Here is a 23,645-nt window from a genome sequence, read left to right on the forward strand (position 1 = left end):
CGCATGTGCGGAATTGTCGGCATTATTGGAAACCAGCCGGTCGCCGAGCGGTTGGTCGATGCCCTCAGAAGGCTCGAATATCGTGGCTATGACAGCGCTGGCGTGGCGACGCTTTCGGATACGGGGATCGGGCGCCGCCGCGCCGAAGGCAAGCTCAACAATCTCGCCGCGAGGCTCGCCGAAGCGCCGCTTTCGGGAATGACCGGCATCGGTCACACCCGTTGGGCGACACATGGCGGGGCCACCGAAGGTAACGCGCATCCCCATGTGACCGACAAGGTTGCTGTCGTCCATAATGGGATCATTGAGAATTTCCGGGAGCTTCTCGAAGATCTCGAGCGGGATGGCTACCGTCCCCAAAGCCAGACCGATACCGAATCCGTGGCCCTGTGGGCAACCCGCGAACTCGACCGGGGGGCGAGCCCTGAAGAGGCCGTGGCGCGCACGCTGCCCAAGCTGAATGGCACCTTTGGACTCGTGTTTCTGTTTCTCGGGCATGACGACCTCCTGATTGCCGCGCGGCAAGGATCGCCGCTGGCCATCGGGCATGGAACAGAGGAGATGTATCTGGGCTCCGATGCCTATGCGCTCGCGCCGTTCACCAACCGCATCACCTATCTCGAAGAGGGGGACTGGGCGGTCTTGCGCCCCGGTTCGATTGTCATCCGAGATTTCGACGGCAACCCCGTCGAGCGCGTGCAACAGATTTCCACGGCCTCGGCGGCGCTGGCCGATAAGGGCAACCACAAGCACTTCATGGCCAAGGAGATCTATGAGCAGCCCGAGACAGTTTCCCATACGCTGGCGCATTACGTAGACCTGTCGTCCGAAAAAATCGCGCTGCACGAAACGCTGCCGTTCGATTTCGCCAAGCTGTCGCGGCTGACGGTGACGGCGTGCGGTACGGCCTATTACGCCGGGCTCGTCGCCAAATACTGGTTCGAGAAATACGCGCGGCTGCCAGTAGATGTCGATGTCGCCTCCGAATTCCGCTACCGCGAGCCGCCGCTTGCCGAAGACGGGCTGATGCTCGTTATTTCACAGTCCGGAGAGACGGCGGATACCTTGGCGGCGCTGCGTTACGCGGCGCAATGCGGGCAGCATATCGCGGCGCTCGTCAACGTGCGCGAATCGACGATTGCACGGGAAGCCGAAGTCGTGTTCCCTATACTGTGCGGGCCGGAAATTGGCGTGGCTTCGACCAAAGCCTTCACCGCGCAGCTGACTGCGCTCGCCGGACTTGCCATAGCGGCAGGCCAGGCACGGGGAGTACTGAGCGCATCGGAGGCCCATACGCTGGTGCGGGCGCTGATCGAACTCCCAAGCGCAGTATCCGAAGCGCTGCGGCACGAGAACCGGATCGAAGCCATTGCGCGGCAGCTCGCCAAGGCCCAGGACGTGCTCTATCTTGGGCGCGGGCAAATGTTCCCGCTAGCGCTTGAAGGTGCGCTCAAGCTCAAGGAAATTTCTTATATCCACGCCGAGGGCTATGCGGCTGGCGAACTCAAGCATGGGCCAATTGCGCTGGTGAACGAGGAGATGCCGGTCGTCGTTGTGGCGCCGTCGGACCCGCTGATGGAAAAGACGCTCTCGAACATGCACGAGGTTGCCGCGCGCGGCGGCAAGATCGTGTTGATCACGGACAATGCGGGGGAAACCGAGGCGGGCAATGGGATCGGGGATATTATCGTGATGCCGCAGGTGCATCCTTTCGTCGCGCCGATCGTCGCGGCGGTGCCTGTGCAGTTGCTAGCATATCACACCGCGGTTTTCATGGGCACGGACGTCGACCAGCCGCGTAATCTTGCGAAGTCGGTCACGGTGGAATAACTCAATTGCGCGCCCCAAAGACGCAGTTACTACCTTGCACCGGTGCGGTCCGTGCCACATCTAAATCAAATGAAACACCCGGAGCGGCCCCCGCGTGAAGGACCAGAACAAGCACGACGATAATCCGATGGACGTCATTCTGCCCGCAACCCGGCCATCGCTGGGGCGGCGGATCGTCAATTATTTCCTCGCAGGGCTGGTTCTTGCGGGGCCGATCGCTATTACGCTTTATCTTTCGTGGACGGTGATCGGGTGGATCGACGGCCTCGTGATGCCGTTCCTTCCCAGAGAGCTCGACCCAAGGACCTATCTGCCGTTCGAAGTGCCCGGAATCGGGCTCATTGTGGCGCTCGTCGCGATCACGCTGATCGGGTTCTTCGCGGCCAATTTTGTCGGCCGGCGGCTCTTTACCTTCGGCGAGCGGATCGTTTCACGTCTTCCGGTAATTTCCTCTGTTTATCATGCGCTTAAGCAGATTTTTGATACACTGATTACCCAGCGTGGCACGAGCTTCAAAAGCGTAGGACTGATCGAATATCCGCGTCCGGGTGTATGGGCGGTCGTGCTCATTGCTTCGGAAGCTCGAGGCGAGGTGGGGCACAAGATTCCGGGCGATGAGGTGATGGGCGTATTCATGCCCACGACCCCGAATCCCACGACAGGTTTTCTGATGTTTCTGCCGCGCGAGGACATCATTTTCCTCGATATGACCGTGGAAGATGGCGCCAAACTGATCATTTCGGCTGGGCTCGTAACGCCGGTCTATCATCCCGATGTTGAGAAGCTCGCTGCAGAGGCAATTGCCAAACGGAATGCCGAGTCCTCAGCCGGCCTTGATGAGCGGGATCGCGAGGTCCTTTCGGAAAAGGTAGAGTAACGTGCGGATGGCCTCGCCTTCAGGGCCGGTCAGGCCTGGATTGCGATCGAGGAGGGCTCGGGCGTCTTCGTGCGCGAATTCCAGAAGGTGCTTGTGGACATCGGGCACAGCGAGGCGATAGCCGGGCATGCCGGATTGCCGGGTACCTAGAAGGTCGCCTTGGCCGCGAAGTTCCAGGTCCTTTTCGGCAATGAGAAAACCGTCTTCGGTGTTTTTGATGGTCTCGAGGCGGGCCTTGGCGGTTTCGCTCAAGGGCTCGTTATAGAGCAGCAGGCATGCCGAGCGAGCCGAGCCGCGGCCGACGCGCCCCCGGAGCTGGTGGAGCTGGGCGAGACCGAAGCGTTCGGCATGCTCGATGATCATGATCGTGGCGTTGGGAACGTCGACACCTACTTCGATAACGGTCGTGGCGACCAGGATTTGGGTATCGCCCGCCTGAAAGCCTTCCATCACCTCCTGTTTTTGTGTGGCGCTCATGCGGCCATGGACGAGGGCGACCTTGTCGCCGAAGGCGTCCTTGAGCGCGGCAAAACGGTCTTCTGCCGAAACGACGTCCAGAGTTTCGCTTTCTTCAACGAGGGGGCAAACCCAATAGGCTTGAGCGCCCTCCTCAAGGCGTGCTGCTAACCGGTTGATAACGCGATCGTATTCAGACGAGGACAGGACCGCCGTATCGACAGGTTGGCGGCCAGCGGGCTTTTCCCTGAGGACCGAGACGTCCATATCGCCGAAATGCGTCAGGACGAGCGTGCGGGGGATCGGCGTTGCGGTCATGACCAGCAGTTCCGTGCGGTTGCCCTTGTCAGAGAGCGCAAGGCGCTGGTGAACGCCGAAGCGGTGCTGCTCGTCGACGACCGTGAGGCCGAGGTTTTTGAAGGCTACACTGGATTGAAAGAGGGCGTGCGTGCCTACCGCGATCTGGATTGTGCCGTTCTCCAAACCCGCGATGGCCTTCCGTCGTTCTGCGGCTGGCATTTTTCCGGTCATCAAGATGCAGTTGAGCCCGGCTTTTTCACAGAGCGGTTGGATCGTCCGGTAGTGTTGGGCGGCCAGAAGTTCGGTTGGAGCCATAAGCGCCGATTGGGCACCGCTTTCGGCTATCGTCGCCATGGCGAGCAGCGCGACCACGGTTTTCCCCGATCCCACATCGCCCTGCAGGAGGCGCGACATACGGTGAGGGGAAGCGATATCGGTCTTGATATCCTCGAAAGCCTGGCGCTGACCATCGGTGAGGGCAAATGGCAGCGCTTCTTCGATGCGATTGGCGATGATGCCGGTAAAATGACGTTCGATGCCCTTCGATTGCACCATTGTAGCGCGTATGATGGCAAGGGCGAGCTGGCCGGCGAGGTATTCGTCATAGGCAAGGCGCATGCGCGAGGGGGAGACGATATCACCCTCGCTCGGACGCTCGGGCGCATGGACATGGCGCAGCGCTTCGGTGAAGCCCGGCCAACCCAAAAGCATGCGGCGATCCTTGCCGATCCATTCGGGGATGATCGGAAGCGTTTCGAGGGACGCAAGAATCACGCGCCGCAGTACCTTGGAGGACAGCCCATGAGTCAGGGGGTAAACCGGCTCGACCATGGGAAGGGTGTCGAGCTTTTCAGGTTCGACGATATAGTCCGGGTGCGTCATCTGCTTGTCGTGGCCGAAGAAGCCGATTTCGCCCGAGACGTAACGCGTTTCGCCAATGGGCAGGGCGCGTTCGACCCAACCGCCCTTGGCGCCGAAGAAGACCAACGTGATCTCACCGGATTCGTCGTGCGCTTTGACCCGCAGGGGCGTTCGCGTATTGCCGCGCGGAGGCACTATATGTTCGTCGATGTGAAGCTTCAGGGTTGCAATCGAACCGACGGGCGTGAAGGCTATGCCGTTCTGCGCGCGGCGGTCGATAACGCCGGAGGGCATATGGAAGAGTACGTCGAGGACGACGGCGTCCTGCCCATCGGGCGCGCCGAAAAATTTCGCGAACAACGCACCCAGTTGCGGGCCGACGCCTTTCATCGACTTCAATGACCGGAACAGCGGGTTGAGGAGATCAGGGCGTGGCACGACTCGTCCTGTTGCAGCGGAGCGAACGGAGATAGGTTAGAGCGTTTTCAGCAAAAGTGGGAACCGCTTTTCCGGTTCGAAAACGCGACAATATAAAGATTCTATCCGGCGGTTGGATCGAGCAAAAGGCTGACAAATCGGGTTTGACGCCTTATGTAGTCCGTCCAAATCGGAAAGTACTCTTCATGAACGATACCGAAAGCCTCGAAACCCGGCGCAAGCGCGTTCTCTACCGAGCGCAGCATCGCGGGACGCAGGAAATGGACATCCTCATCGGCGGCTTTGTCGCGGACCGGCTTGAAACGCTCGATTCAGCCATGCTCGACCGGCTCGAAACGCTGATGGATCGCGAGGAGACTGACCTGCAGGCCTGGATTATGGGACAGCGCGATATTCCCGATGATGCAGATATGCCGCTCATTGCAGACATTCGCGCGCACAGAATTGCAAAGGCCGGCTCGTGACCCAGGCCGAAGCGATACATCTTTTGGATCGGCCCACGCAGATTCTTGCGAATCTGCCCGACGGCATGCAGCCGGCGGTTCTGGTGCGCGAGATCGAGAGGCGGTTAAACGAAGCTCCACAGGCACCTGTTTCAATTGTGTTTGTCGCACGCGATGGGCGTCGGCTTTTGCGCATGGCGGAGACTTTGGAGCGCATGCTTCCGGGCCATCCGGTGCTGATGCTTCCGGCGTGGGACTGTCTGCCTTACGACCGGGTTTCGCCCAACGCGGTAACGATTGCTTCCCGCATGTCTACGCTCAGCCAGCTTGCTTCGGGCGAAGCGCGCGGGGCTGTTGTGTTGACGGCGGTCAATGCACTCGTCCAGCGGCTGGTCCCTCGCGCAGACGTTGCCGAGATGACATTCACGGCGAAGGCTGGCGCGATGGTCGACAGCGAAAAGCTGGTAGCATGGGCCACCGATAACGGATATCTGCGCGTGCCGACGGTGCGGGAAGCCGGCGAGTTTGCCGTGCGGGGTGGTTTGGTGGACCTTTATCCCGCCGGGCGCGAAGCGCCGGTGCGGTTCGACTTTTTCGGCCAGCAACTCGAAACCATCCGGTCGTTCGATCCCGAGAGTCAGCGCACGACGGCCAACATCAAGCGCGTAACCCTCGTACCGATGAGCGAAGCGCGGCTCAATGAAGAGACGATCAGGCGGTTCCGGCGTAATTACACTACGGCATTTGGCGGGAATACGGTCGATGATCCGCTCTATGGAGCGATCAGCGCTGGGCAGCGATTCGCCGGAATGGAGCACTGGCTGCCCTTCTTTTATGAAAGGATGGAGGGGCTCGCCGACTATGTCGGGGATGCGCCGTTTTATTTCGACGATCAATCGCGGGAAGCGTTTTCCGAGCGGCGCGATCAGATTCTCGATTATTTCGACGCCCGTCAGCAGGCGCGGGAGCAGGGCAGCACGGCAGGCGCGCCCTACAAGCCGATCCGGCCCGAATTGCTCTATCATACCGATGCTGGAGCCTTCGATCTGGCGCGCGGGCACGAGATCAACGAACTGACGCCCTTTATGCCAGCGGACGAGAGTCTGCCGGTCATCGATTGTGCAGGGCGCATGGCACCCAATTTTGCCGCCGAGCGCCAGGCGGCGGAAACCAACCTCTTCGAAAGCGTGATTGCGCGCATCAAGACCGAGGCGCGGGCAGGACGCAGGACGGTCATCACCTGCTGGACCGAGGGTACTCGGGATCGCATGGGGCAAGTGCTCAAGGACCATGGGCTCAAGGCCATCCGCATGGCCGAGAACTGGCAGGCCGTTTTCGACCTCAAGGTAGGACAGCTCGGGCTCGTCGTGCTGCCGCTCGAGACCGGATACATCACCGACGATATCGCGGTCCTTTCCGAGCAGGATATTCTCGGGGAGCGGATTATCCGGACGACGCGGCGGAAAAAAGCGTCCGATGCGCTTACCGAGGCGACGAGCCTTTCAGCAGGCGATCTCGTGGTGCATGTCGATCACGGTATCGGCCGGTTCATCGGTCTCAAGGCCATCGAGGCCGCCGGTGCACCGCATGACTGTGTCGAGATCGAATATGCCAAGGGCGACAAGCTCTATCTCCCAGTCGAAAATATCGAACTGCTATCGCGCTATGGCGCCGAGGGCGGGGAACTCGACCGGCTGGGCGGCGTGGCCTGGCAGGCGAAGAAATCCAAGCTCAAAAAGCGCATCCGCGATATGGCCGAGCAGCTTATCCGGATCGCTGCGGCGCGCCATGCCGCGACCACCGCTCCGGTGGAGGTGCAGACCGGGCTCTACGACGAATTCTGCACCCGCTTTCCGTATGAGGAAACCGAAGATCAGCTCACGACCATCGACGCGGTGTTCGACGATCTGACCTCGGGCCGGATCATGGACCGTCTGGTGTGTGGCGATGTAGGGTTCGGCAAGACCGAAGTCGCGTTGCGGGCTGCGTTTGCCGTCGCGATGGGCGGGCGGCAGGTGGCCGTTGTCGTGCCGACGACGTTGCTCTCGCGCCAGCATTTCAAGACGTTCCAGGAGCGCTTTGCGGGATTGCCAGTTACTGTGCGGCAGGCTTCGCGACTCGTGCCCTCCAATGAGCTCAAGGCGACCAAGGAAGGGCTCAAGGACGGCAGCGTCGATATCGTCGTGGGGACGCATGCGCTTTTGTCCAAGTCGATCAACTTCCGCGAACTCGGATTGTTGATCGTCGATGAGGAACAGCATTTCGGGGTGGCGCATAAAGAGCGGCTCAAGGAGCTCCGGTCCAACGTGCACGTCCTGACACTATCGGCGACGCCGATCCCGCGCACGCTGCAACTGGCGCTAACGGGCGTGCGCGATCTGTCGCTCTTGGGGACGCCGCCGGTCGACCGGCTGGCCATCCGCACCTTTGTATCGCCCTTTGATCCACTGGTCGTGCGCGAGGCTCTGTTGCGCGAGAAGTATCGCGGCGGGCAGGCGTTCTATGTTTGCCCGCGCATTTCGGATCAGCCCGATATCGCAGAATTCCTCAAGGAGCACGTTCCGGAGGTCAGCTTCGTCGTTGCCAACGGGCAAATGCCGCCAGGCCAGCTCGATGACACGATGAACGCCTTTTACGACGGCAAGTTCGACGTTCTCGTCGCGACGACGATCGTTGAATCCGGGCTCGACGTGCCCACGGCGAATACGCTCATCGTCCACCGCGCCGATAAGTTCGGTTTGGCGCAGCTTTACCAGATCCGGGGCCGGATTGGCCGTTCCAAAACCCGGGCCTATGCAATCTTCACCGTGCCACCTGACAGAAAATTGAACGATCAGGCGCAGCGGCGGCTTCAGGTGCTCCAGTCGCTCGAATCCCTTGGTGCCGGTTTCCAGCTGGCGAGTCACGATCTCGATATTCGCGGGGCGGGCAACCTTCTGGGCGAGGAACAGTCAGGCCATATCCGAGAGGTCGGCTTCGAGCTCTATCAATCGATGCTGGAGGAGGCGGTAGCTTCGCTCAAGAGCGGGGAGACCGAGGAGGAGCAGGCGGGCCAGTGGTCGCCGCAAATTTCGCTCGGTATGCCAGTCATGATCCCGGAGGATTATGTACCCGATCTGCAGGTGCGCATGCAGCTCTATAGGCGTCTGGGTGACCTGACGGAAGCGGCGGAAATCGATGGGTTCGGTGCGGAACTGATCGACCGGTTCGGACCATTACCCGAGGCTGTCGAGGGGCTTTTGAAGGTCGTCCTGGTCAAGTCGTTGTGCCGGACCGCCAATGTCGAGAAGGTCGATGCCGGGCCGAAGGGTGCGCTCATCACACTTCGTGATGGTGTTTTCCCAAATCCTGCCGGATTGGTGCGGCATATCGCCGATCCAGGGCAGGCCGCCAAATTGCGGCCCGACCAGAAGATTATGTTCGCCCGGAACTGGCCCACTGCCGAACAGCGGCTCAAGGGCAGCGCGGCGATTCTTTCGCGGCTCGCTGCGCTTGCTTGCGAGAAGTGACGCGTCAGAGCCACAGAGACGGCATTGACCATTGGATTGAGCCGGGCGTCATGTTATTGCCCGATTCCCCGGCTCTGGAATGGCGTGAAAATGCGTAATCTCGCGGGGTCGTTCTGTGCCTCGCTTACAAATTAAACAGGGATGTCCATGACCTTTTTAAGAGCAATCCTGGCGGGTGTCGTAGCGGTTGGCCTTGTCCTGCCATCTTTCGCACCGGCCTATGCGCAAAATGCCGATGCCGGCACGGTCGAGGAAGGCCAGAACACCGCGGGCAACCCCGAAAACAACTGGCTCAAGGTTTGTGACGAACTCGAGGACGGTCGTCAGGCGTGCATTATGCGCCAGGTGGTGACCAGTGGCGGGGTCTTTACTGGTTCTTTCCTGCTGCGCGACGATCCGAGCCAGGAAAGCAGGCTGTTGGCCGTCGCAGCAGTGCCGCTGGGCGTGCTGTTGCCGTTCGGGCTCACTTGGCAGATCGACGGTGGCAAGCCGGTGCGCGTACCCTATATGGTCTGCGACCCTCAATCCTGCGCCGCGCAACTTGTAATCAATGAGGCTTACATCCAAAGCCTCAAGCGTGGTGCAACGCTGAAGCTGACCGCCAAGAACCGCCGTAACGAGGATATTACGATCAATATCAATCTCGCCGGGTTTACCGCTGTCTACGATAGCGAGGACGCGCTGACGATCGAAGAGCTCAACTCCGCCAATTCCTCAGCCAATGCGCTCGAGCAGGTCCTGCAGGATCGCGCGGAACAGATGCGCCAGCAGATGGGTGGGGACGGCGCTGCGCCTGAAGGCGAAGCACCAGCCGAAGGTACTGCCCAATAGGGTCGGCCAGGCGAGCCATGATTGAAGAAAGCGGGCTTTTGGGCCCGCTTTTTTGTTTTGAGGATCAGCTCCGGCCCATACCGAAGCCGATGGCGAACTTTCGTAGCGGCGGAACGGATTTCAGCATCCACAGACCCGCGGTGCGTAGAGCCTGTGCGGGCAAATGGTCCGATAATAGCGAACGGAATAAGGTGTCCACGAACGTGCCGGTACGCATCAGGTCCGCGGCGCGCATATGGGCATATTTGTCCGCGGCCGCACTTGCCCAGCCATAAGCATCGCGGTTGGCAAGTTCGAGCGCCTGCAGGAGATCGGCAACGTCGCGCAGACCGAGATTGAGGCCTTGGGCGCCTATTGGGGGGAAAGCATGGGCGGCCTCGCCCACGAGCACGGCAGCATCTTTGCCGGCCTTGTTCACGAAGATCGAGGAGAGCGGAAAGACGTGAGCGCCTGTAAGCGGTGTCAATTTGCCGAAGAGACGCTGGCTCTTTTGCGCCAGGGCGGCGGAAAGCGCCTCCGGGGTTGCGCGTGCTGCATTGAGCGTTTCGGGTGTGTCGATCCACACGAGATTGGCCTTGGCGCCACCGGCGGGAACGAGGGTGAACGGGCCATCGGGGTAGTGGAATTCGACCGAACAGCCGCCGACGGGACGTTCGAGCTCGAGATCGCAGACAAGGGCTGCTTGCTTGAAATCGTGCTGGCGTACGCCGATCCCCGCAAGTTTGCGGACCTTAGAGTCCCTGCCGTCGGCGCCTACGAGGAGTTTGGCTGTACATGTGGAACCGTCCGCAAGCGTCAGATGCCAGACATCCCCGGTCCGCTCCGCTGTTGCGAGGCTGGTTTGCCGGATCTCCAGCGCATCGAGATCGGCTGTCGCGGAATCGAAGGCTTCGCCCAGACGGACATTGGCGAAGTTCCAGCCGAAGGCTTCGAGGTCGAATTCTGCGGCGTCGAAAAGCGTTTCGGGCGCGCGCAGGAGGCGATCGGTGGCGTCGATGATGCGAATCCGGGAGAGCGGTACGCCGATCGCTGACGGATCGGGCACCAGCCCAACCTTTTGCATGAGCTCTACGCTGGGCCCCATCAGCGCCGAGGTGCGGCGGTCGGGCGGCGTAGCCGGAGCGATGTGAACGACCGAAAATCCGGCCTGTGCGGCGGCGAAGGCCGCAGCTTTTCCGACGAGGCCACCACCTATCACGGCGATATCATACTGGCTGTCCATCGCGATTTTCCCGATCGGTTGGCCTGGAAAAGACATAGGCTCTCGTGAGGCGGGCCGCAAGCGTGGGGGACGCCATGCGTCGAATTGTCGAGTGCGGTCGTAACGCTTGCGGGGGCCTTGTTCTTTGCGGTCAGGCTATGCCAATGTCCGGCGTTGGGCGCTTCGGCGTCTTACAAGCGTTTATTCGGAATTCCCGCCGCCGAAAGGACTGCCCAAATCATGAAAGCTATCGTCATCGACACTTTCGGTGGTCCGGACGTCATGGATTACCGGGACTTCGATATCGCCGAGCCGGGTTCCGGCGAACTGCGCATCCGGCATACCGCGATCGGCGTCAACTTCATCGATACCTATCACCGTACCGGACTATATCCGAATCCGTTGCCGTTGATTCCGGGTTCGGAAGGCGCCGGGGAGGTCGTGGCCGTGGGGCCGGGGGTGACCGGGTTCAAGCGCGGCGACCGCGTGGTCTATCAGGGGGCAATCGGGGCATATGCCGAAGAGCGAAACCTTCCGGCAATGCGAGCACTGCATCTGCCCGATTCGATAGACTACGAGACCGGTGCCGCAATCGCGCTCAAGGGGCTGACGGCGTATTACCTTCTGTTTCTGACGTGGCCGGTGCGCGCAGGGGAAACGATCCTTTTTCATGCCGCTGCGGGTGGAATGGGGTTGATCGCTTGCCAATGGGCGCATTCCATCGGTGCGCGGGTCATCGGGACGGCGGGATCGGCCGAAAAGGCCGCCTTGGCCAAAGCCAATGGCTGTGACGAGGTCATCAACTACGCCGAGGAAAATTTCCCCGAGCGCGTCCGCGAATTGACCGGCGGCAAGGGCGTGGATGTGGTCTATGACGGCGTCGGGCAGGCGACGTTCGAGGGATCGCTCGATTGCTTACGGCCGATGGGTCTCATGGTGAGCTACGGGAACGCAACGGGACCGGTCTCCATACCGGATCTAGGCATTCTGGCGCGCAAGGGGTCGCTATTTCTCACGCGTCCCACGGGCGCGCACTACTATGCGGAACGCAACGCGCTTTTGGCAGGCGCCAAGGCCTTGTTCGCCGCCGTCGAATCCAAGGCGATCAAGCCCCATATCGGGCAAACCTTCCGGCTTTCGGAGGCCGCCGACGCGCATCGCGCGCTTGAGGGGCGCAAAACGGTCGGCTCGACGATTTTGCTGCCGTAGACGGCGAGCGCTGGACAGGGCCCAAGTCACGGGGTAAACGGCTCGCAGGAACGCGATGCGGTTCTTTAGGAGGGATGGCCGAGTGGTTGAAGGCACCGGTCTTGAAAACCGGCAGGCGGGTGACCGTCTCGTGGGTTCGAATCCCACTCCCTCCGCCATTTCGCCGCTTGGAAGGATGGTCGTGTGGAGCTGACCGAACGTCCGATAATTGTTTTCGATGCGCAATGCGTTCTGTGTTCGGCGAACGCGCACTTCGTGCTCAAGCATGACAAGGCAGGGCATTTCTACCTCGCTTCGATGCAGGGTGAGGTCGGGGCGAAGCTCTACAGGAAGCTCGGCATTGATCCCAGCGATCCTGAGACGATGGTGGTAGTCGACGGCGACAGCGCGCTACGCAACAGCGACGCCGTGCTTGCTATCTATGCTGAACTCGGCTGGCCCTGGCGGGCGATGAGCATCTTCCGGGTCGTGCCCAGGGTGGTGCGCGATGCGATCTATCGTTTGGTGGCACGCAACCGCTATCGCCTGTTCGGACGCCGCGAGACCTGCTGGGTGCCGCGCGCCGATCAAGCGGGGCGAGTCCTCTGAGCCTTATTCTCGTCCTCGGCGGTTATGGCGGTTTTGGTGCGCGGCTGACACATCGGTTGGTCGGACACGGCCACAGCGTTCTGGTAGCCGGTCGCAATGCCGAGAAAGCCGCAGCCTTCTGTGCAAGTGTTGTCGGAACAACGCCTATCGTTGCGGATCGCGATGGGGACATCGGCAGGGTGCTTGCAGATCATCGCCCGGATCTGCTGATTGATGCTGCCGGGCCGTTTCAAGGAAGCGGCTATCAGGTTGCACTTGCGTGTGCGAAGGCGTCAGTGCCCTATATCGACCTAGCGGATGCGCGTGGGTTCGTTGTCAATATCGGTACCTTGAATGAGGCTGCGCGCGCTGGAAACGTACCGATCATTTCCGGAGCGTCGAGCGTGCCGGCCCTTTCGGGCGCGGTTGCGCGACACCTCGCCGAGGGAATGGATACAGTTCGCTCGGTGGAGATGGCAATCAGTGCATCGAATCGTGCCACGAGTGGCGTTTCCGTCGCGGCTGCAATCCTGAGCTATGTCGGCAAGCCGATATCGCTTTGGCGCGGCGGGCGGTGGACGCAGGGTTGGGGCTGGCAGGAGCTCAGGCGCGATAGCTTCAGGATCCCAGGAAAACCACCGCTTCCGGCCCGTTGGTTCGCTTTGGCCGATGTGCCCGATAACGAGCTTATGCCTGATATGCTCCCCGGACGCCCGGCGGTCACCTTTCGTGCGGGAACGGACATTTCCCTTCAAACGCTTGGTCTATGGCTGATCAGCTGGCCCGTACGCTGGCTGAGGATCGCTTCGCTCGAGAAGCTTGCCCCTCTGATTCCACCGTTACAGAGACTGACCCGCTTCCTCGGTAGCGATCGCTCGGGAATGCGTGTCACCTTGAAAGGTACGATCGCGGGGCGGCGCATCGAACGTAGTTGGATTTTGCTTGCCGACAATGGCGACGGACCGGAAATCCCCACACTTGCCGCAGCGATCCTCACCGAAGTGCTCGTAGCTGGAAAGCTTCCCGCCGGCGCATATGATGCAGGACGCTTGCTCGCGCTGAGGGACTTCGAGCCCGTATTTACATCACTGTCGATTGATCACGACATCGCTGAAGCCGAACTGCCCCAACCGCTTTACGGGCGCATTCTGTCTGCGCGCTTTGCAAGACTACCGGACGCCGTTCGCGAATTGCATGATATTTGTGCCGATGGCGGGGCGGCCGGTGAGGCGTATGTAGAGCGCGGCCGAAGCCCTGCGGCCGGTCTCATTGCGCGTGTCATGGGATTTCCGCCTGCGGGCAAGCATGCGCTTCATGTCGCTTTTTCGGAGAGAAATGGCGTCGAGACCTGGACGCGCGAATTTGGGCGTCACAGGCTCAGAAGTTATCTCAGCGAGCGGGATGGTCAACTCGTCGAACGGTTCGGACCCCTCCGGTTTCGGTTTGCGTTGGTGGCCGACCCGGCAAGTCTTGAAATGCAGATGCGTGGATGGAGTTGGCTGGGTATTCCGATGCCGATGCTATTGGCGCCAAGGAGCTATGCGCGCGAATGGCAGGAGGGAGGGCGTTTTCGGTTCGACGTATCGGTATCGCTACCGCTGATCGGGCTGATCGTGCGCTATACCGGATGGCTCACGCCGCATGCGCATGCTCACATCGAAGGACAATCGTCGCGGCGCGCCTCTGCGCGATAGGTTGCCAGCGAAATCACGTTCGAGTGGGCGGATACGCTGGGCTTGTGATAGGCGATTTCCCAAGCGGTTTCGAGCAGCTCTTCGATCGAAAGGCATAGCGGCACAGGCAGGCTCTGCGTTCGCCAGAGGCTATTGAACACAGCCTCCGCCTGACCGCAAAGCACTTCGCGTCCTTGCAATGTTTCCCGCTCTACTCTCATGCCCCCCAGTGTGCCTGCAGGCGGACCAACGGGCAGCAAACGCCGGGATTGCGATTTTAATCAAAGCGTTTTGTCCACAACACGTTCAAAGCTTGGGCGGTATGCGGTTGGAGCGATCGCGCTCCCGTATTCGTCGGCTGCGCTGGCGGCGCGTGAGGATGAACATCACTACAGCCACGACCAGCGCGCCACCCAGCATGACCAGCCCGAATTCAGTGGCTGAAAGTCCGGCGCCGAGCAAAAGGAGTACGGCCAGCAATAGGCCCCCGGCGATCATTATAAGGCGCAGATTGCTCATTATACTCACCTCTTCGCTCACCAGGGCCTGTGATCGGCTATAGATAGAGGGGGCGGGTTACAGTCCGACCCTGTCTATAGCTGATCACAGGCGCTAGACAGCGTGCCGGGTTTGGGTTGTCATTGCAAGGGTGGCGGGGTACGGCATGGGCAGTAGACGTCTGGGGCCTTTCAAAGTGAGTGCTGCGACATCAGACCCACCGCTTACCCCCTTGCTGGTACCGCTCGGGGAGAGTGCACTCGTCATCAAATATGCTGACCGCTTCGATCCTCATGCAAACAGAGTGGCGATCGCGATGGCGCGGCTTTTGGCGACACGGGATGTGCCCGGCGTCCTTGAAGTCGTGCCTAACCTCGTATCGGTATTGGTGCGGTTCGACCCCGCCGCGACGCGCTTCGATGCCGTAGCGGGGGAGGTCCGTCTGCTAACTTCGCTCGATTTTCCAGAGACCGGCGTGCCGAAACATCACCGCGTCAGCATTCGGTTCGGCGGTCCTGATGGGCCCGATCTCGACGCGGTCGCCGAGGGGGTGGGCATGAGTGTTGAGGCCTTCATTGACGCGCATAACGCTACACCTCTGCACGTTCTGGCGACCGGCTTCGCGCCCGGTTTCGTGTATTGCGGCATGCATGACGAGAGGCTGCATCTTCCCCGGCGCTCGGAGGTCCGGACATCCGTAAGTGCGGGAAGCGTCTTGTTCGCCGCAGGGCAAACGGCTATCGCCGCGACGCCCATTCCGACCGGATGGCATGTGATCGGGCATACGGATTTCCGTAATTTTGATCCCGCTGCCGTTCCGCCGACCCACCTACGCCCAGGCGACATTGTGTCGTTCGAGGCCATGCCATGACTGCAGTTGTCATCGAAAGAGCGGGGCCGTTGACGACCATTCAGGATATGGGACGGCCCGGAATGCTGGCGCATGGGATCAGCGCGTCGGGACCGATGGACCGTAGCGGCTTCATACGGGCAGAAACCGAAACAGTCGATAAGTGCGGGGCGGCAATCGAGTGCGGGAGCATGGGTGTTGCGTTTCGTGTTGAGGATGGCCCGGTGCATATCGGATTTGCTGGTGGCGTTTTCTCGGCGACCCGAAACGGGATGCCGCTGGATTGGCCCGGGGCCATCGTTGCCGAAGACGGCGATATAATAGACATCAGTGCCGGACCTGCCGGGAACTACGGCTATATACGGTTCGATCGGGAAATTGGGGTGCCGCTGGTTCTAGGCAGTCGTGCGACAAACGCGGCAGTCGGCCTTGGCGGGTTCAAGGGCAGGGGGCTTGTGCCCGGCGACCGGATTGCACTGGCGCCGCTGACGGAGTGTTCGCCAGTACCGGTTCCCGCCAGCTCTGAAGGCGATACCGGCCCGATACGTATCGTCTGGGGGCTTCACGCGGAGCTTTTTCCAGAACCGGTGCGGCAGAGATTCCTCACGAGCCGATTTGCCGTGACCGCCAGCATGGACCGTATGGGCGTCAGGCTCAGGGATATCGATGCAGTATTCGCCGGCCGGCATATCCTGACTCTGGTTTCCGATGCGGTCGTTGCAGGCGACATTCAGATCTTGGGTGACGGCACTCCGGTCGTTCTGATGCGGGACCATCAGCCGACAGGCGGATATCCGCGTATCGGAACGATCATCGGCGCGGACCTCGACAGATTTGCGCAGATGAGGCCTGGAACATCATTTTTGTTTCAGAGCATTACTGCCGAACATGCGCGTAGAACATTAATTGAACGGAGGCGAGGTTGATCGATCTCAATGCCGATATGGGCGAAGGGATGCCCGGCGATATTGCATTGCTGCAGGTCGTCACCAGTGCATCGATTGCATGCGGGGGGCATGCCGGAGACGAAACGACGATGCGCGAAACACTGCGTGCCGCCAAGGCACGTGGCGTGCGCGTGGGCGCACATCCGGGCTTTGCCGACCCCGAGCATTTCGGCCGCAGACGGTTGGCGCTGCCAGTCGGTGCGATCAAAAAGCAGGTGCGGGAGCAGGTCGGACGACTTTTGAAGGTTGCCGATGAGGAGGATGTGCCAGTTGCCTATGTCAAACTGCATGGGGCCTTGGCCAATATGGCAGCCGAGGACGATGCGCTGGCAAGAGTCGTCTTCGCGGACGTGAATGCTCACTATCCGGGGATGGCGGTGATGGCGCTGGAGCGCTCCGGGGTGCATCGCGCAGCCTTGGCTCTGGATATCCCCATTATCATTGAGGCGTACGCAGACCGGGCATACGATGAGAATGGACTTCTGGCGTCGCGGGAGATCGAAGGCAGTGTTCTGACTGATCCCGAGGCTGTCGTCGAGCGATGCGTGCGATTGGCGGCTCGGGGAGAAATTGTTGCGATGGATGGAGCGGTGCTCAAGTCGTCGGCGGAGTCGATTTGCGTTCACGGGGATACGCTCGGCGCCTTGGAGTTGGCCAAGGCCGTACGCGCGGCGCTCGACACTATCGGCGCAATTTAAGCGAATACGCCTTATTACGGACGCAGTTGTTAATACTCTGCACACAAAGCTGTGATTTTTGTAAACGGCTGCGGGCTAGCCGTATCGCGTATTTCCGACGGAAGCTTTTGTATGATTGTGAGCACGAGTGGCGCGCGCAAGCGCCGGACTGCAGTGGCGTTTGTTTCGTTTATGGCTGCAGGCGCCTTACTTGCCGGATGCGGCTCGGTGGCAGACATATTCAGCGGGTCGAAATTTTCTGAAAGCGCGATGGGTGTGAACGCGTCGCCACGTTTGACGTCTTCGAGCAATGTGCCGAAGGGTGGCGGGCGCTATCAGATCGGAAAGCCGTACAAGGTTGCCGGGCGCTGGTATGAGCCACACGAACAGCCTGATCTCGACGTGACCGGCCAAGCGTCGTGGTATGGCCCCGCCTTTCACGGTCGGCTGACGGCCAATGGTGAGGTTTTCGATCAGTATCATCTTTCCGCGGCCCATCCGACGCTACCGCTTCCGTCCTACGTTCGGGTGACAAACCTGGCGAACGGCGTATCCACGCTTGTGCGCGTTAACGACCGGGGACCGTTTGCGCATAACCGCGTGATCGACCTGTCGCGGCGGACGGCGGAAGTGCTGGGGTTCATCAATGACGGCGTTGCCGATGTCCGCGTGCAATATGTCGGACCTGCGCCGCTCGAGGGGGACGACACCAGGTTCCTCGTGGCTTCGATCAATCAGATCACGCCCATTGAAGACCCGACCGTGCAAGTCGCCTATCAGCAAACACAAGTGGGGCAGGCCGGGACAGGAACGGCGCTTGACGCGATTTCCGGGGCCGCGGCACCGGTTCCAAGCGATATTCCGTTCCAGGTTCTCGGGTATAGTGCCATGGCCGAGGGTGCCGATACGATGGCAGTGTCTGAGCCGACGGGCACGCCCGTGCAGATCACGCTGGGCAATTTCGAGGATCTCACGCGGGCCGGCGAGATCGCCCAGGCCTTCGCGCTCTATGGCGCTGTCGATCAGACGGACGTTGCGCTCGGCGACGCCGTGACGCGCCAGCTCACGTTGAGCCATCTTCGCGAAGGTGTGGCTATCGAGGATGTGACCGGGCTTGCTGCGGAACTTGGCTTGAACGCGACGGTTTTGTATTAAATACTTCCATTCTTGCCTTCGAGGCTGAACGCACGGCGTCATTTTCGTGCGCGGAGGCAGAAAAAGGAGGGCGCGCCTGACGCGTCGGAAGTATTATGCGCGTATTGGGGTGGGGGCTTCCCGGTCTCTTTTTCTTTCTGTTTCTTTTGACCGGCGCGGCGCGGGCGCAGGTCGATTTCGATACGCAGGCGCCGTACGCGATCCTCATGGACTATGAGTCGGGAGCCGTCCTGTTCCAGAAGAACGCGGATGCGCAGATCGCTCCGGCCAGCATGGCCAAGCTCATGACGGTTGCAGTCGTGCTCGATATGGTCGAGCGGGGGGCGCTGGACCTCGATGACGAGTTTTTCATCACTGAGCATGCTTGGCGGACGGGCGGTGCGCCTTCGGGTGGATCGACGATGTTCGCCGAGTTGGGGTCATCTGTGAGTGTAGATAACCTTTTGCATTCAGTGATCGTTCAATCGGGCAATGATGCAGCGATTGCGTTGGCGGAAGGCATCGCGGGCTCCGAGGCCGCATTCGCAAGCATCATGAACGAGTTTGCCCTCGATATCGGGCTTGAGAATTCGCATTTTACCAATCCGAGCGGTTTGCCGGACGAAGACATGTATGTAACCGCGCGCGATCTTGCTCAACTCGCGCGGTATATCATTCGTGAGTTTCCAGATTACTATCCCGTCTTTTCGGTTGAGAGCTTCGAATGGAACGGGATTGCGCAATCGAACCGGAACAACCTTTTGGGCATGGGGATCGGGATTGACGGACTGAAGACCGGGCATACCGAGGCAGCGGGCTATGGGATCGTGGTTTCGACCGAGGAGGGTGGACGGCGACTCGTAGGGGTGCTGCACGGGCTTGAGAGTTCGAGCGCCCGGACCGAGGAAGCGCGCAAATTCATGACGTGGGGCGCGCGGAGCTTCGAGCGCATTCCAGCTTTCGCAGAAGGGGCTATCGTTGGCCAGGCGAAGGTATACGGCGGAAATATTGCCGAGGTTGGACTCGTCGGTGAAGGGGCGATCGACATTTACCTGCCGCGGGGCAACCGGCGATGCTTGTCCGCGGAGATAGCGTATCAAGCGCCGATCCTGCCACCGGTCAACCAAGGGCAGAGGCTTGCGCAACTGCGCATACTCTGCAATGACCAAATCATCCAGATGGCGCCGCTCTACGCTGCCGAATCCGTCGAGGAGGGCGGCCTAACGCGTCGTGCGACGGACGCGCTTTTCGAATTGATCTTCGGGTGGCTTTGACGCCCACAACCGCAGCGAACGGGCCCTAACATGACATCAGCGCGCTTTGTGACGTTCGAGGGCGGGGAGGGCGTTGGCAAGTCCACCCAAGTCAAGCGGCTCGCGGCTCGGCTTTCCGAAATGGCAATCAGTTCGGTCCGTACGCGTGAACCCGGCGGGACGCCTAAGGCCGAGGCGATCCGCTCTTTCATTCTGCAGGGTAAACCCGAGAGTTGGGGTGCTGGCGCCGAAGCTGTGCTTTTTGCGGCGGCGCGGCACGATCACGTGACGTCTCTCATCGGACCATCGCTCAAGGCCGGAAAGTGGGTGATATGCGACCGGTTCGCAGATTCAACGCGTGCCTATCAAGGATCGGCGGGGGGCGTCGATGAGAAGCTCATCGACGCGCTTGAGGATCTGGCGCTTGAAGGGCACGTGCCGGATCTGACGATCGTTCTGGATATGGACCCCGAACTGGCATTTGCGCGTGTGCGGCAACGGGCTATCGAGGATGGTATGCCCGCACTTGCAGACCGGTTCGAAAAGGAAGATCTCGATTTCCATCGTAGGTTACGAGCGAGCTTTTTAGAGATCGCCGACGCCAATCGGGAACGATGCGTCGTGCTCTCGGCGAACCAAGATCCGGACGATCTCGAGGAGGCAATCTGGCTGATCGTGACCAGCCGGTTTCCGGAAATTTCGCACGGGAGGCGGGAGGCGTGAGTTTTGAACGCCGCGAGGCCGATGGCATTGAGAACGTAGCACCGCCCGAGATGCAGGAACTTGTAGGGCATGCGGATGCGTTTGCCGGGCTCGAGGCGGCATTCGATGCTGGGCGCATGCCTTCAGCGGTCCTGTTGCACGGACCGCGGGGGGTCGGCAAGGCGACGTTTGCGTTCACTGTGGTGCGGATGGTTCTGGCCCGAAGCGGAGACGAGCCATTCGATCGAGTCGCGGCGCAGGTTTCAGCGATGTCGCATCCGAACCTTTCGGTTTTGCGAAAAGCCCGCGATCCCTCCAATGCGGAGCGGTTCTATACGGCAATCCGGGTCGATGACGTGCGTGCGGCGCGTGACGCCCTGCATCAAACACGGGGACGGTCGGGCTATCGAATCTGCGTCATCGACAGCGTCGACGATTGTAACGTCTCCTCGGCAAACGCGCTTTTGAAGACGCTTGAGGAGCCTCCTGCGCAAACAGTGTTCATCGTCATTTCTCACCGGCCTGGAGGGTTGCTGCCGACGATCAGGTCGCGATGCCAGACGCTGGGGTTGCGGCGGCTTTCGGACAACGACGTCGCGACGGTTCTCCGTCGGGCCCGGCCCGAGCTCCCTGATAGCGACGTGGCGCGGGCAACCGAGTTGGCCAAGGGGCGGCCCCGGCGGGCCTTCGAAACGCTGATGCTTGCAGAAGGTGACGTGCTCGATGCCCTCGTCACCTGGCTTGCCGCGCCAGCGCATCAGCCCACCAGAGCCCAATTGACGATCGCGGAAGCGCTAGCGGCAGCCAAGGGCGCGGAGCTGGCCTTTGCTCAGGACATGGTACGCGATTGGATCGCGGCGCAAGCCGAAAACGCCGCCCGCGCAGGCGCGCGTTTCCACCTTGCATCGGCTAACGCGCTGTGGGACAAGGCCAACGCCCTGTTCGCCGATGCCGATATCTACAATCTCGACCGGCGACAGACATTGGTCGCGGTCTTCGATCTTATCCGCGACCACGCGCGCAAGACCATTCCAGTCAGCTGATTTCAGGCGATGAGCAAGCCCAGTTTTTATATTACCACGCCGATCTTCTATCCCAACGGCGTCCCGCATATCGGGCACGCCTATACCGCGATGGCGACGGATACTATCGCCCGGTTCCACCGGCTCGATGGCAAGGACGTGTTCTTTCTGACCGGCACGGACGAGCACGGCCAGAAGATGCAGCAAACGGCGGAAAAGCAAGGCATTGCGCCCATCGAGCTTGCGACCCGAAACTCCCAGGTGTTCCGCGACCTGTGGGATGCGCTGGAGATTTCCTACGACGATTACATCCGCACTACCGAACCGCGGCACCACAGGGCATCCGAAGCCATCTGGGAGCGGATGGCGGCTAACGGGGACATCTATCTCGACACATATTCCGGCTGGTATTCAGTGCGCCAGGAAGGCTTCTTCGATGAGAAGGAAACCTCTGTCGGTGAGGACGGTGTGCGGCGCGAGCCTTTGGGCTCACCGGTCGAATGGGTCGAGGAGGAAAGCTACTTCTTCAAGCTGTCAGCCTATGGTGACAAGCTGCTCGAATATTACGAAACCCATCCGGAATTCATCGCACCGGCGGAGCGTCGCAACGAGGTGATGAGCTTCGTCAGGTCGGGCCTGCGCGATCTTTCGATCTCACGCACGACTTTCGACTGGGGCATCAAGGTGCCGGATGATCCCAAGCATGTCATGTATGTGTGGGTCGACGCGCTCACCAATTACATCACGGCGGCGGGTTTTCCGGACGAGAGCAACCCGCGCTGGCATTATTGGCCAGCCGACGTGCATCTCATCGGCAAGGACATCATTCGCTTTCACGCGGTCTATTGGCCAGCTTTTCTTATGTCGGCTGGCATTGATCTGCCTAAGCGCGTCTTCGCGCACGGATTTCTCTTCAACCGCGGCGAAAAGATGTCGAAATCGGTTGGCAACGTCGTCGATCCGTTCGAACTGGCGCAGCGCTACGGCGTCGATGCGATGCGGTATTACTTCCTGCGTGAGGTTTCGTTCGGCCAGGACGGCTCATACAGCCACGAGGCGATCGTCAACCGGATCAACGCCGATCTTGCCAACGATCTGGGCAACCTTGCCCAGCGTTCGCTTTCTATGGTTGCCAAGCATTGCGAGGCCAAGGTGCCTCAGCCCGGTGAACTGACTGCCGAGGACGAGGCGATCCTCAGCGCTGCGGACGCCATGCTCGAAGCTGCGCGCGAGGCGATGGACGTTCAAGCCATCCACTCCATGCTCGCGACGGTCTGGCAGGTCGTGGCCGACGCCAACCGTTATTTCGCGGGCCAAGAGCCTTGGGCGCTGCGCAAGACCGATCCCGCGCGCATGGCGACAGTGCTCTACGTCACCATTGAGGTCGTGCGGCAGGTCGGCATCATGGTGCAGTCGGTGATGCCGAAATCGGGTGCGAAACTGCTCGATCAACTGGGGCTGGACGAAGACGCCCGCGACTTCGCGTCGCTCGGCACCGCGGGACGGCTGCAGCCGGGCAGGGACCTTCCAGCGCCGCAGGGCGTGTTCCCGCGCTATGTCGAGACTGACAGCGGAGCAGCGGAATAATGCTGGTCGACAGCCATTGCCATCTCGATTTTGACGTCCTCTCCGCCGATCTCGACGGCGTTCTGGCACGCGCCAAGGAGAATGGCGTTGGGGCGATGGTCACGATTTCGACGCGGATCAAGCGCTTCAACGCGATCAGGGCGATTGCAGAAATACATGATAATATCTGGTGCTCGGTCGGCACTCATCCGCATAATTCACATGAGGAACTAGACGTAAGCATCGAGGATATCGTGTCTTTATCGTCTCATCCTAAATGCGTCGCTATTGGTGAGGCAGGGCTCGACTACCACTACGACTCGTCGCCACGCGCGGCGCAGGCGGAAGGCTTCCGCAATCATATCGCGGCGAGCCGGGAAACAGGTTTGCCTCTGGTCATCCATGCGCGGTCGGCCGATGACGACATGATCGCGATCCTTGAAGAGGAGACGGGGAAGGGACCTTTTCCCTTCGTTCTGCATTGCTTTTCGTCCGGTGCGGAACTGGCGCGGCGTGGGCTCGCTCTTGGGGGGTACGTATCGTTCTCTGGCATCGTGACGTTCAAGAACGCCGCCGAAATTCAGGATGTCGCCAGGTTCGTGCCGGAAGACCGATTTCTTGTCGAGACCGACGCGCCGTATCTGGCGCCGATCCCTCACCGGGGCAAGACCAACGAGCCGGGATATGTGCGGCATACGGCCGAGAAGGTCGCGGAACTGCGTGGGACGACGCTGCAGGCGGTTTCCGAGCAGTCGACAGCCAATTTCTTGCGTCTTTTCAATAAAGTGCAGCTGTCCTGAC

General features: G+C 60.6%; 21 protein-coding genes and 1 tRNA gene. 18 read left to right on the top strand and 4 right to left on the bottom strand.

Annotation, left to right across the window (positions count from 1 at the left end):
- Positions 1 to 3: 3 nt before the first annotated feature.
- Positions 4 to 1,830, top strand: coding sequence for a glutamine--fructose-6-phosphate transaminase (isomerizing) (gene glmS / locus LG281_RS02240; protein WP_404403940.1), 1,827 nt, complete (start codon positions 4 to 6; stop codon positions 1,828 to 1,830).
- 94 nt (positions 1,831 to 1,924) lie between these two features.
- Positions 1,925 to 2,707 (top strand): DUF502 domain-containing protein, encoded by a 783-nt coding sequence (locus LG281_RS02245; protein WP_404403942.1) that lies wholly within the window; start codon positions 1,925 to 1,927, stop codon positions 2,705 to 2,707.
- On the opposite strand, the gene recG is transcribed toward LG281_RS02245, so the two are convergent.
- Positions 2,654 to 4,762: an ATP-dependent DNA helicase RecG gene (recG, locus tag LG281_RS02250; RefSeq protein ID WP_404403944.1), complete on the bottom strand. Its 2,109-nt coding sequence runs from the start codon at positions 4,760 to 4,762 to the stop codon at positions 2,654 to 2,656. The genes LG281_RS02245 and recG overlap by 54 nt on opposite strands.
- A 185-nt stretch (positions 4,763 to 4,947) precedes the next feature.
- On the opposite strand from recG, the gene LG281_RS02255 reads away from it, so the two are divergent.
- The 3 genes from LG281_RS02255 to LG281_RS02265 all read left to right on the top strand — a co-directional run bounded on the left by LG281_RS02255 (position 4,948) and on the right by LG281_RS02265 (position 9,545).
- Positions 4,948 to 5,226, top strand: a complete 279-nt coding sequence (locus LG281_RS02255) for a succinate dehydrogenase assembly factor 2 (protein WP_404403946.1) — start codon at positions 4,948 to 4,950, stop codon at positions 5,224 to 5,226.
- A gap of 65 nt (positions 5,227 to 5,291) precedes the next feature.
- Complete coding sequence (gene mfd, locus LG281_RS02260; protein ID WP_404406591.1) at positions 5,292 to 8,714, top strand: transcription-repair coupling factor; 3,423 nt, start codon at positions 5,292 to 5,294, stop codon at positions 8,712 to 8,714.
- 147 nt (positions 8,715 to 8,861) lie between these two features.
- Positions 8,862 to 9,545, top strand: a complete 684-nt coding sequence (locus LG281_RS02265; RefSeq protein WP_404403948.1) for an invasion associated locus B family protein — start codon at positions 8,862 to 8,864, stop codon at positions 9,543 to 9,545.
- 64 nt (positions 9,546 to 9,609) lie between these two features.
- Here LG281_RS02265 and LG281_RS02270 read toward each other — a convergent pair whose 3' ends face one another.
- Positions 9,610 to 10,767: an FAD-dependent monooxygenase gene (locus tag LG281_RS02270; protein ID WP_404403950.1), complete on the bottom strand. Its 1,158-nt coding sequence runs from the start codon at positions 10,765 to 10,767 to the stop codon at positions 9,610 to 9,612.
- A gap of 219 nt (positions 10,768 to 10,986) precedes the next feature.
- Between LG281_RS02270 and LG281_RS02275 the strand changes: the two genes are divergently transcribed.
- The 4 genes from LG281_RS02275 to LG281_RS02290 all read left to right on the top strand — a co-directional run bounded on the left by LG281_RS02275 (position 10,987) and on the right by LG281_RS02290 (position 14,216).
- Complete coding sequence (locus LG281_RS02275; protein WP_404403952.1) at positions 10,987 to 11,955, top strand: quinone oxidoreductase family protein; 969 nt, start codon at positions 10,987 to 10,989, stop codon at positions 11,953 to 11,955.
- A 68-nt stretch (positions 11,956 to 12,023) separates the two neighbouring features.
- Positions 12,024 to 12,113: transfer RNA gene (locus LG281_RS02280), tRNA-Ser, on the top strand.
- Between the two features lie 25 nt (positions 12,114 to 12,138).
- A complete protein-coding gene (locus tag LG281_RS02285) occupies positions 12,139 to 12,543 on the top strand; it encodes a thiol-disulfide oxidoreductase DCC family protein (protein ID WP_404403954.1) in 405 nt (134 codons plus the stop codon).
- 5 nt (positions 12,544 to 12,548) lie between these two features.
- Complete coding sequence (locus LG281_RS02290) at positions 12,549 to 14,216, top strand: DUF4166 domain-containing protein (RefSeq protein ID WP_404406593.1); 1,668 nt, start codon at positions 12,549 to 12,551, stop codon at positions 14,214 to 14,216.
- Here the strand turns inward: LG281_RS02290 and LG281_RS02295 are convergent.
- Both LG281_RS02295 and LG281_RS02300 read right to left on the bottom strand, forming a co-directional pair.
- Positions 14,174 to 14,356 carry a hypothetical protein gene (locus tag LG281_RS02295; RefSeq protein ID WP_404403956.1) on the bottom strand — a complete coding sequence of 61 codons (183 nt, stop codon included), beginning with the start codon at positions 14,354 to 14,356 and terminating at the stop codon, positions 14,174 to 14,176. The genes LG281_RS02290 and LG281_RS02295 overlap by 43 nt on opposite strands.
- A 145-nt stretch (positions 14,357 to 14,501) precedes the next feature.
- Positions 14,502 to 14,714 carry a hypothetical protein gene (locus LG281_RS02300; RefSeq protein WP_404403958.1) on the bottom strand — a complete coding sequence of 71 codons (213 nt, stop codon included), beginning with the start codon at positions 14,712 to 14,714 and terminating at the stop codon, positions 14,502 to 14,504.
- Between the two features lie 175 nt (positions 14,715 to 14,889).
- On the opposite strand from LG281_RS02300, the gene LG281_RS02305 reads away from it, so the two are divergent.
- The 9 genes from LG281_RS02305 (at position 14,890) to LG281_RS02345 (ending at position 23,644) form a co-directional block, all read left to right on the top strand.
- Positions 14,890 to 15,564: an allophanate hydrolase subunit 1 gene (locus tag LG281_RS02305; protein WP_404403960.1), complete on the top strand. Its 675-nt coding sequence runs from the start codon at positions 14,890 to 14,892 to the stop codon at positions 15,562 to 15,564.
- Entirely contained in the window at positions 15,561 to 16,469 is a 909-nt protein-coding gene (locus LG281_RS02310; protein ID WP_404403962.1) for a biotin-dependent carboxyltransferase family protein, read from the top strand. The genes LG281_RS02305 and LG281_RS02310 overlap by 4 nt, the downstream gene beginning before the upstream one ends.
- The gene (locus LG281_RS02315; RefSeq protein WP_404403964.1) at positions 16,466 to 17,188 is read left to right on the top strand and encodes a 5-oxoprolinase subunit PxpA; all 723 of its coding nucleotides are present in this window, start codon (positions 16,466 to 16,468) and stop codon (positions 17,186 to 17,188) included. The genes LG281_RS02310 and LG281_RS02315 overlap by 4 nt, the downstream gene beginning before the upstream one ends.
- A 207-nt stretch (positions 17,189 to 17,395) precedes the next feature.
- On the top strand, positions 17,396 to 18,322 hold the full coding sequence (locus tag LG281_RS02320; protein ID WP_404403966.1) for a septal ring lytic transglycosylase RlpA family protein: 927 nt from the start codon (positions 17,396 to 17,398) through the stop codon (positions 18,320 to 18,322).
- Between the two features lie 95 nt (positions 18,323 to 18,417).
- Positions 18,418 to 19,575 carry a D-alanyl-D-alanine carboxypeptidase family protein gene (locus LG281_RS02325; protein ID WP_404403968.1) on the top strand — a complete coding sequence of 386 codons (1,158 nt, stop codon included), beginning with the start codon at positions 18,418 to 18,420 and terminating at the stop codon, positions 19,573 to 19,575.
- Positions 19,576 to 19,605: 30 nt separating this feature from the next.
- Entirely contained in the window at positions 19,606 to 20,277 is a 672-nt protein-coding gene (gene tmk / locus LG281_RS02330) for a dTMP kinase (protein WP_404403970.1), read from the top strand.
- On the top strand, positions 20,274 to 21,299 hold the full coding sequence (locus LG281_RS02335; RefSeq protein ID WP_404403972.1) for an AAA family ATPase: 1,026 nt from the start codon (positions 20,274 to 20,276) through the stop codon (positions 21,297 to 21,299). The genes tmk and LG281_RS02335 overlap by 4 nt, the downstream gene beginning before the upstream one ends.
- A gap of 9 nt (positions 21,300 to 21,308) precedes the next feature.
- Positions 21,309 to 22,865 (top strand): methionine--tRNA ligase, encoded by a 1,557-nt coding sequence (metG, locus tag LG281_RS02340; RefSeq protein WP_404403974.1) that lies wholly within the window; start codon positions 21,309 to 21,311, stop codon positions 22,863 to 22,865.
- Positions 22,865 to 23,644 (top strand): TatD family hydrolase, encoded by a 780-nt coding sequence (locus LG281_RS02345; protein ID WP_404403976.1) that lies wholly within the window; start codon positions 22,865 to 22,867, stop codon positions 23,642 to 23,644. Before metG ends, LG281_RS02345 begins: the two co-directional genes overlap by 1 nt.
- Position 23,645: the final 1 nt, after the last annotated feature.

Origin of the sequence: Pelagibacterium halotolerans, assembly GCF_044811015.1 — a bacterium.
GTDB classification, from domain to species: Bacteria; Pseudomonadota; Alphaproteobacteria; order Rhizobiales; family Devosiaceae; genus Pelagibacterium; species Pelagibacterium halotolerans_A.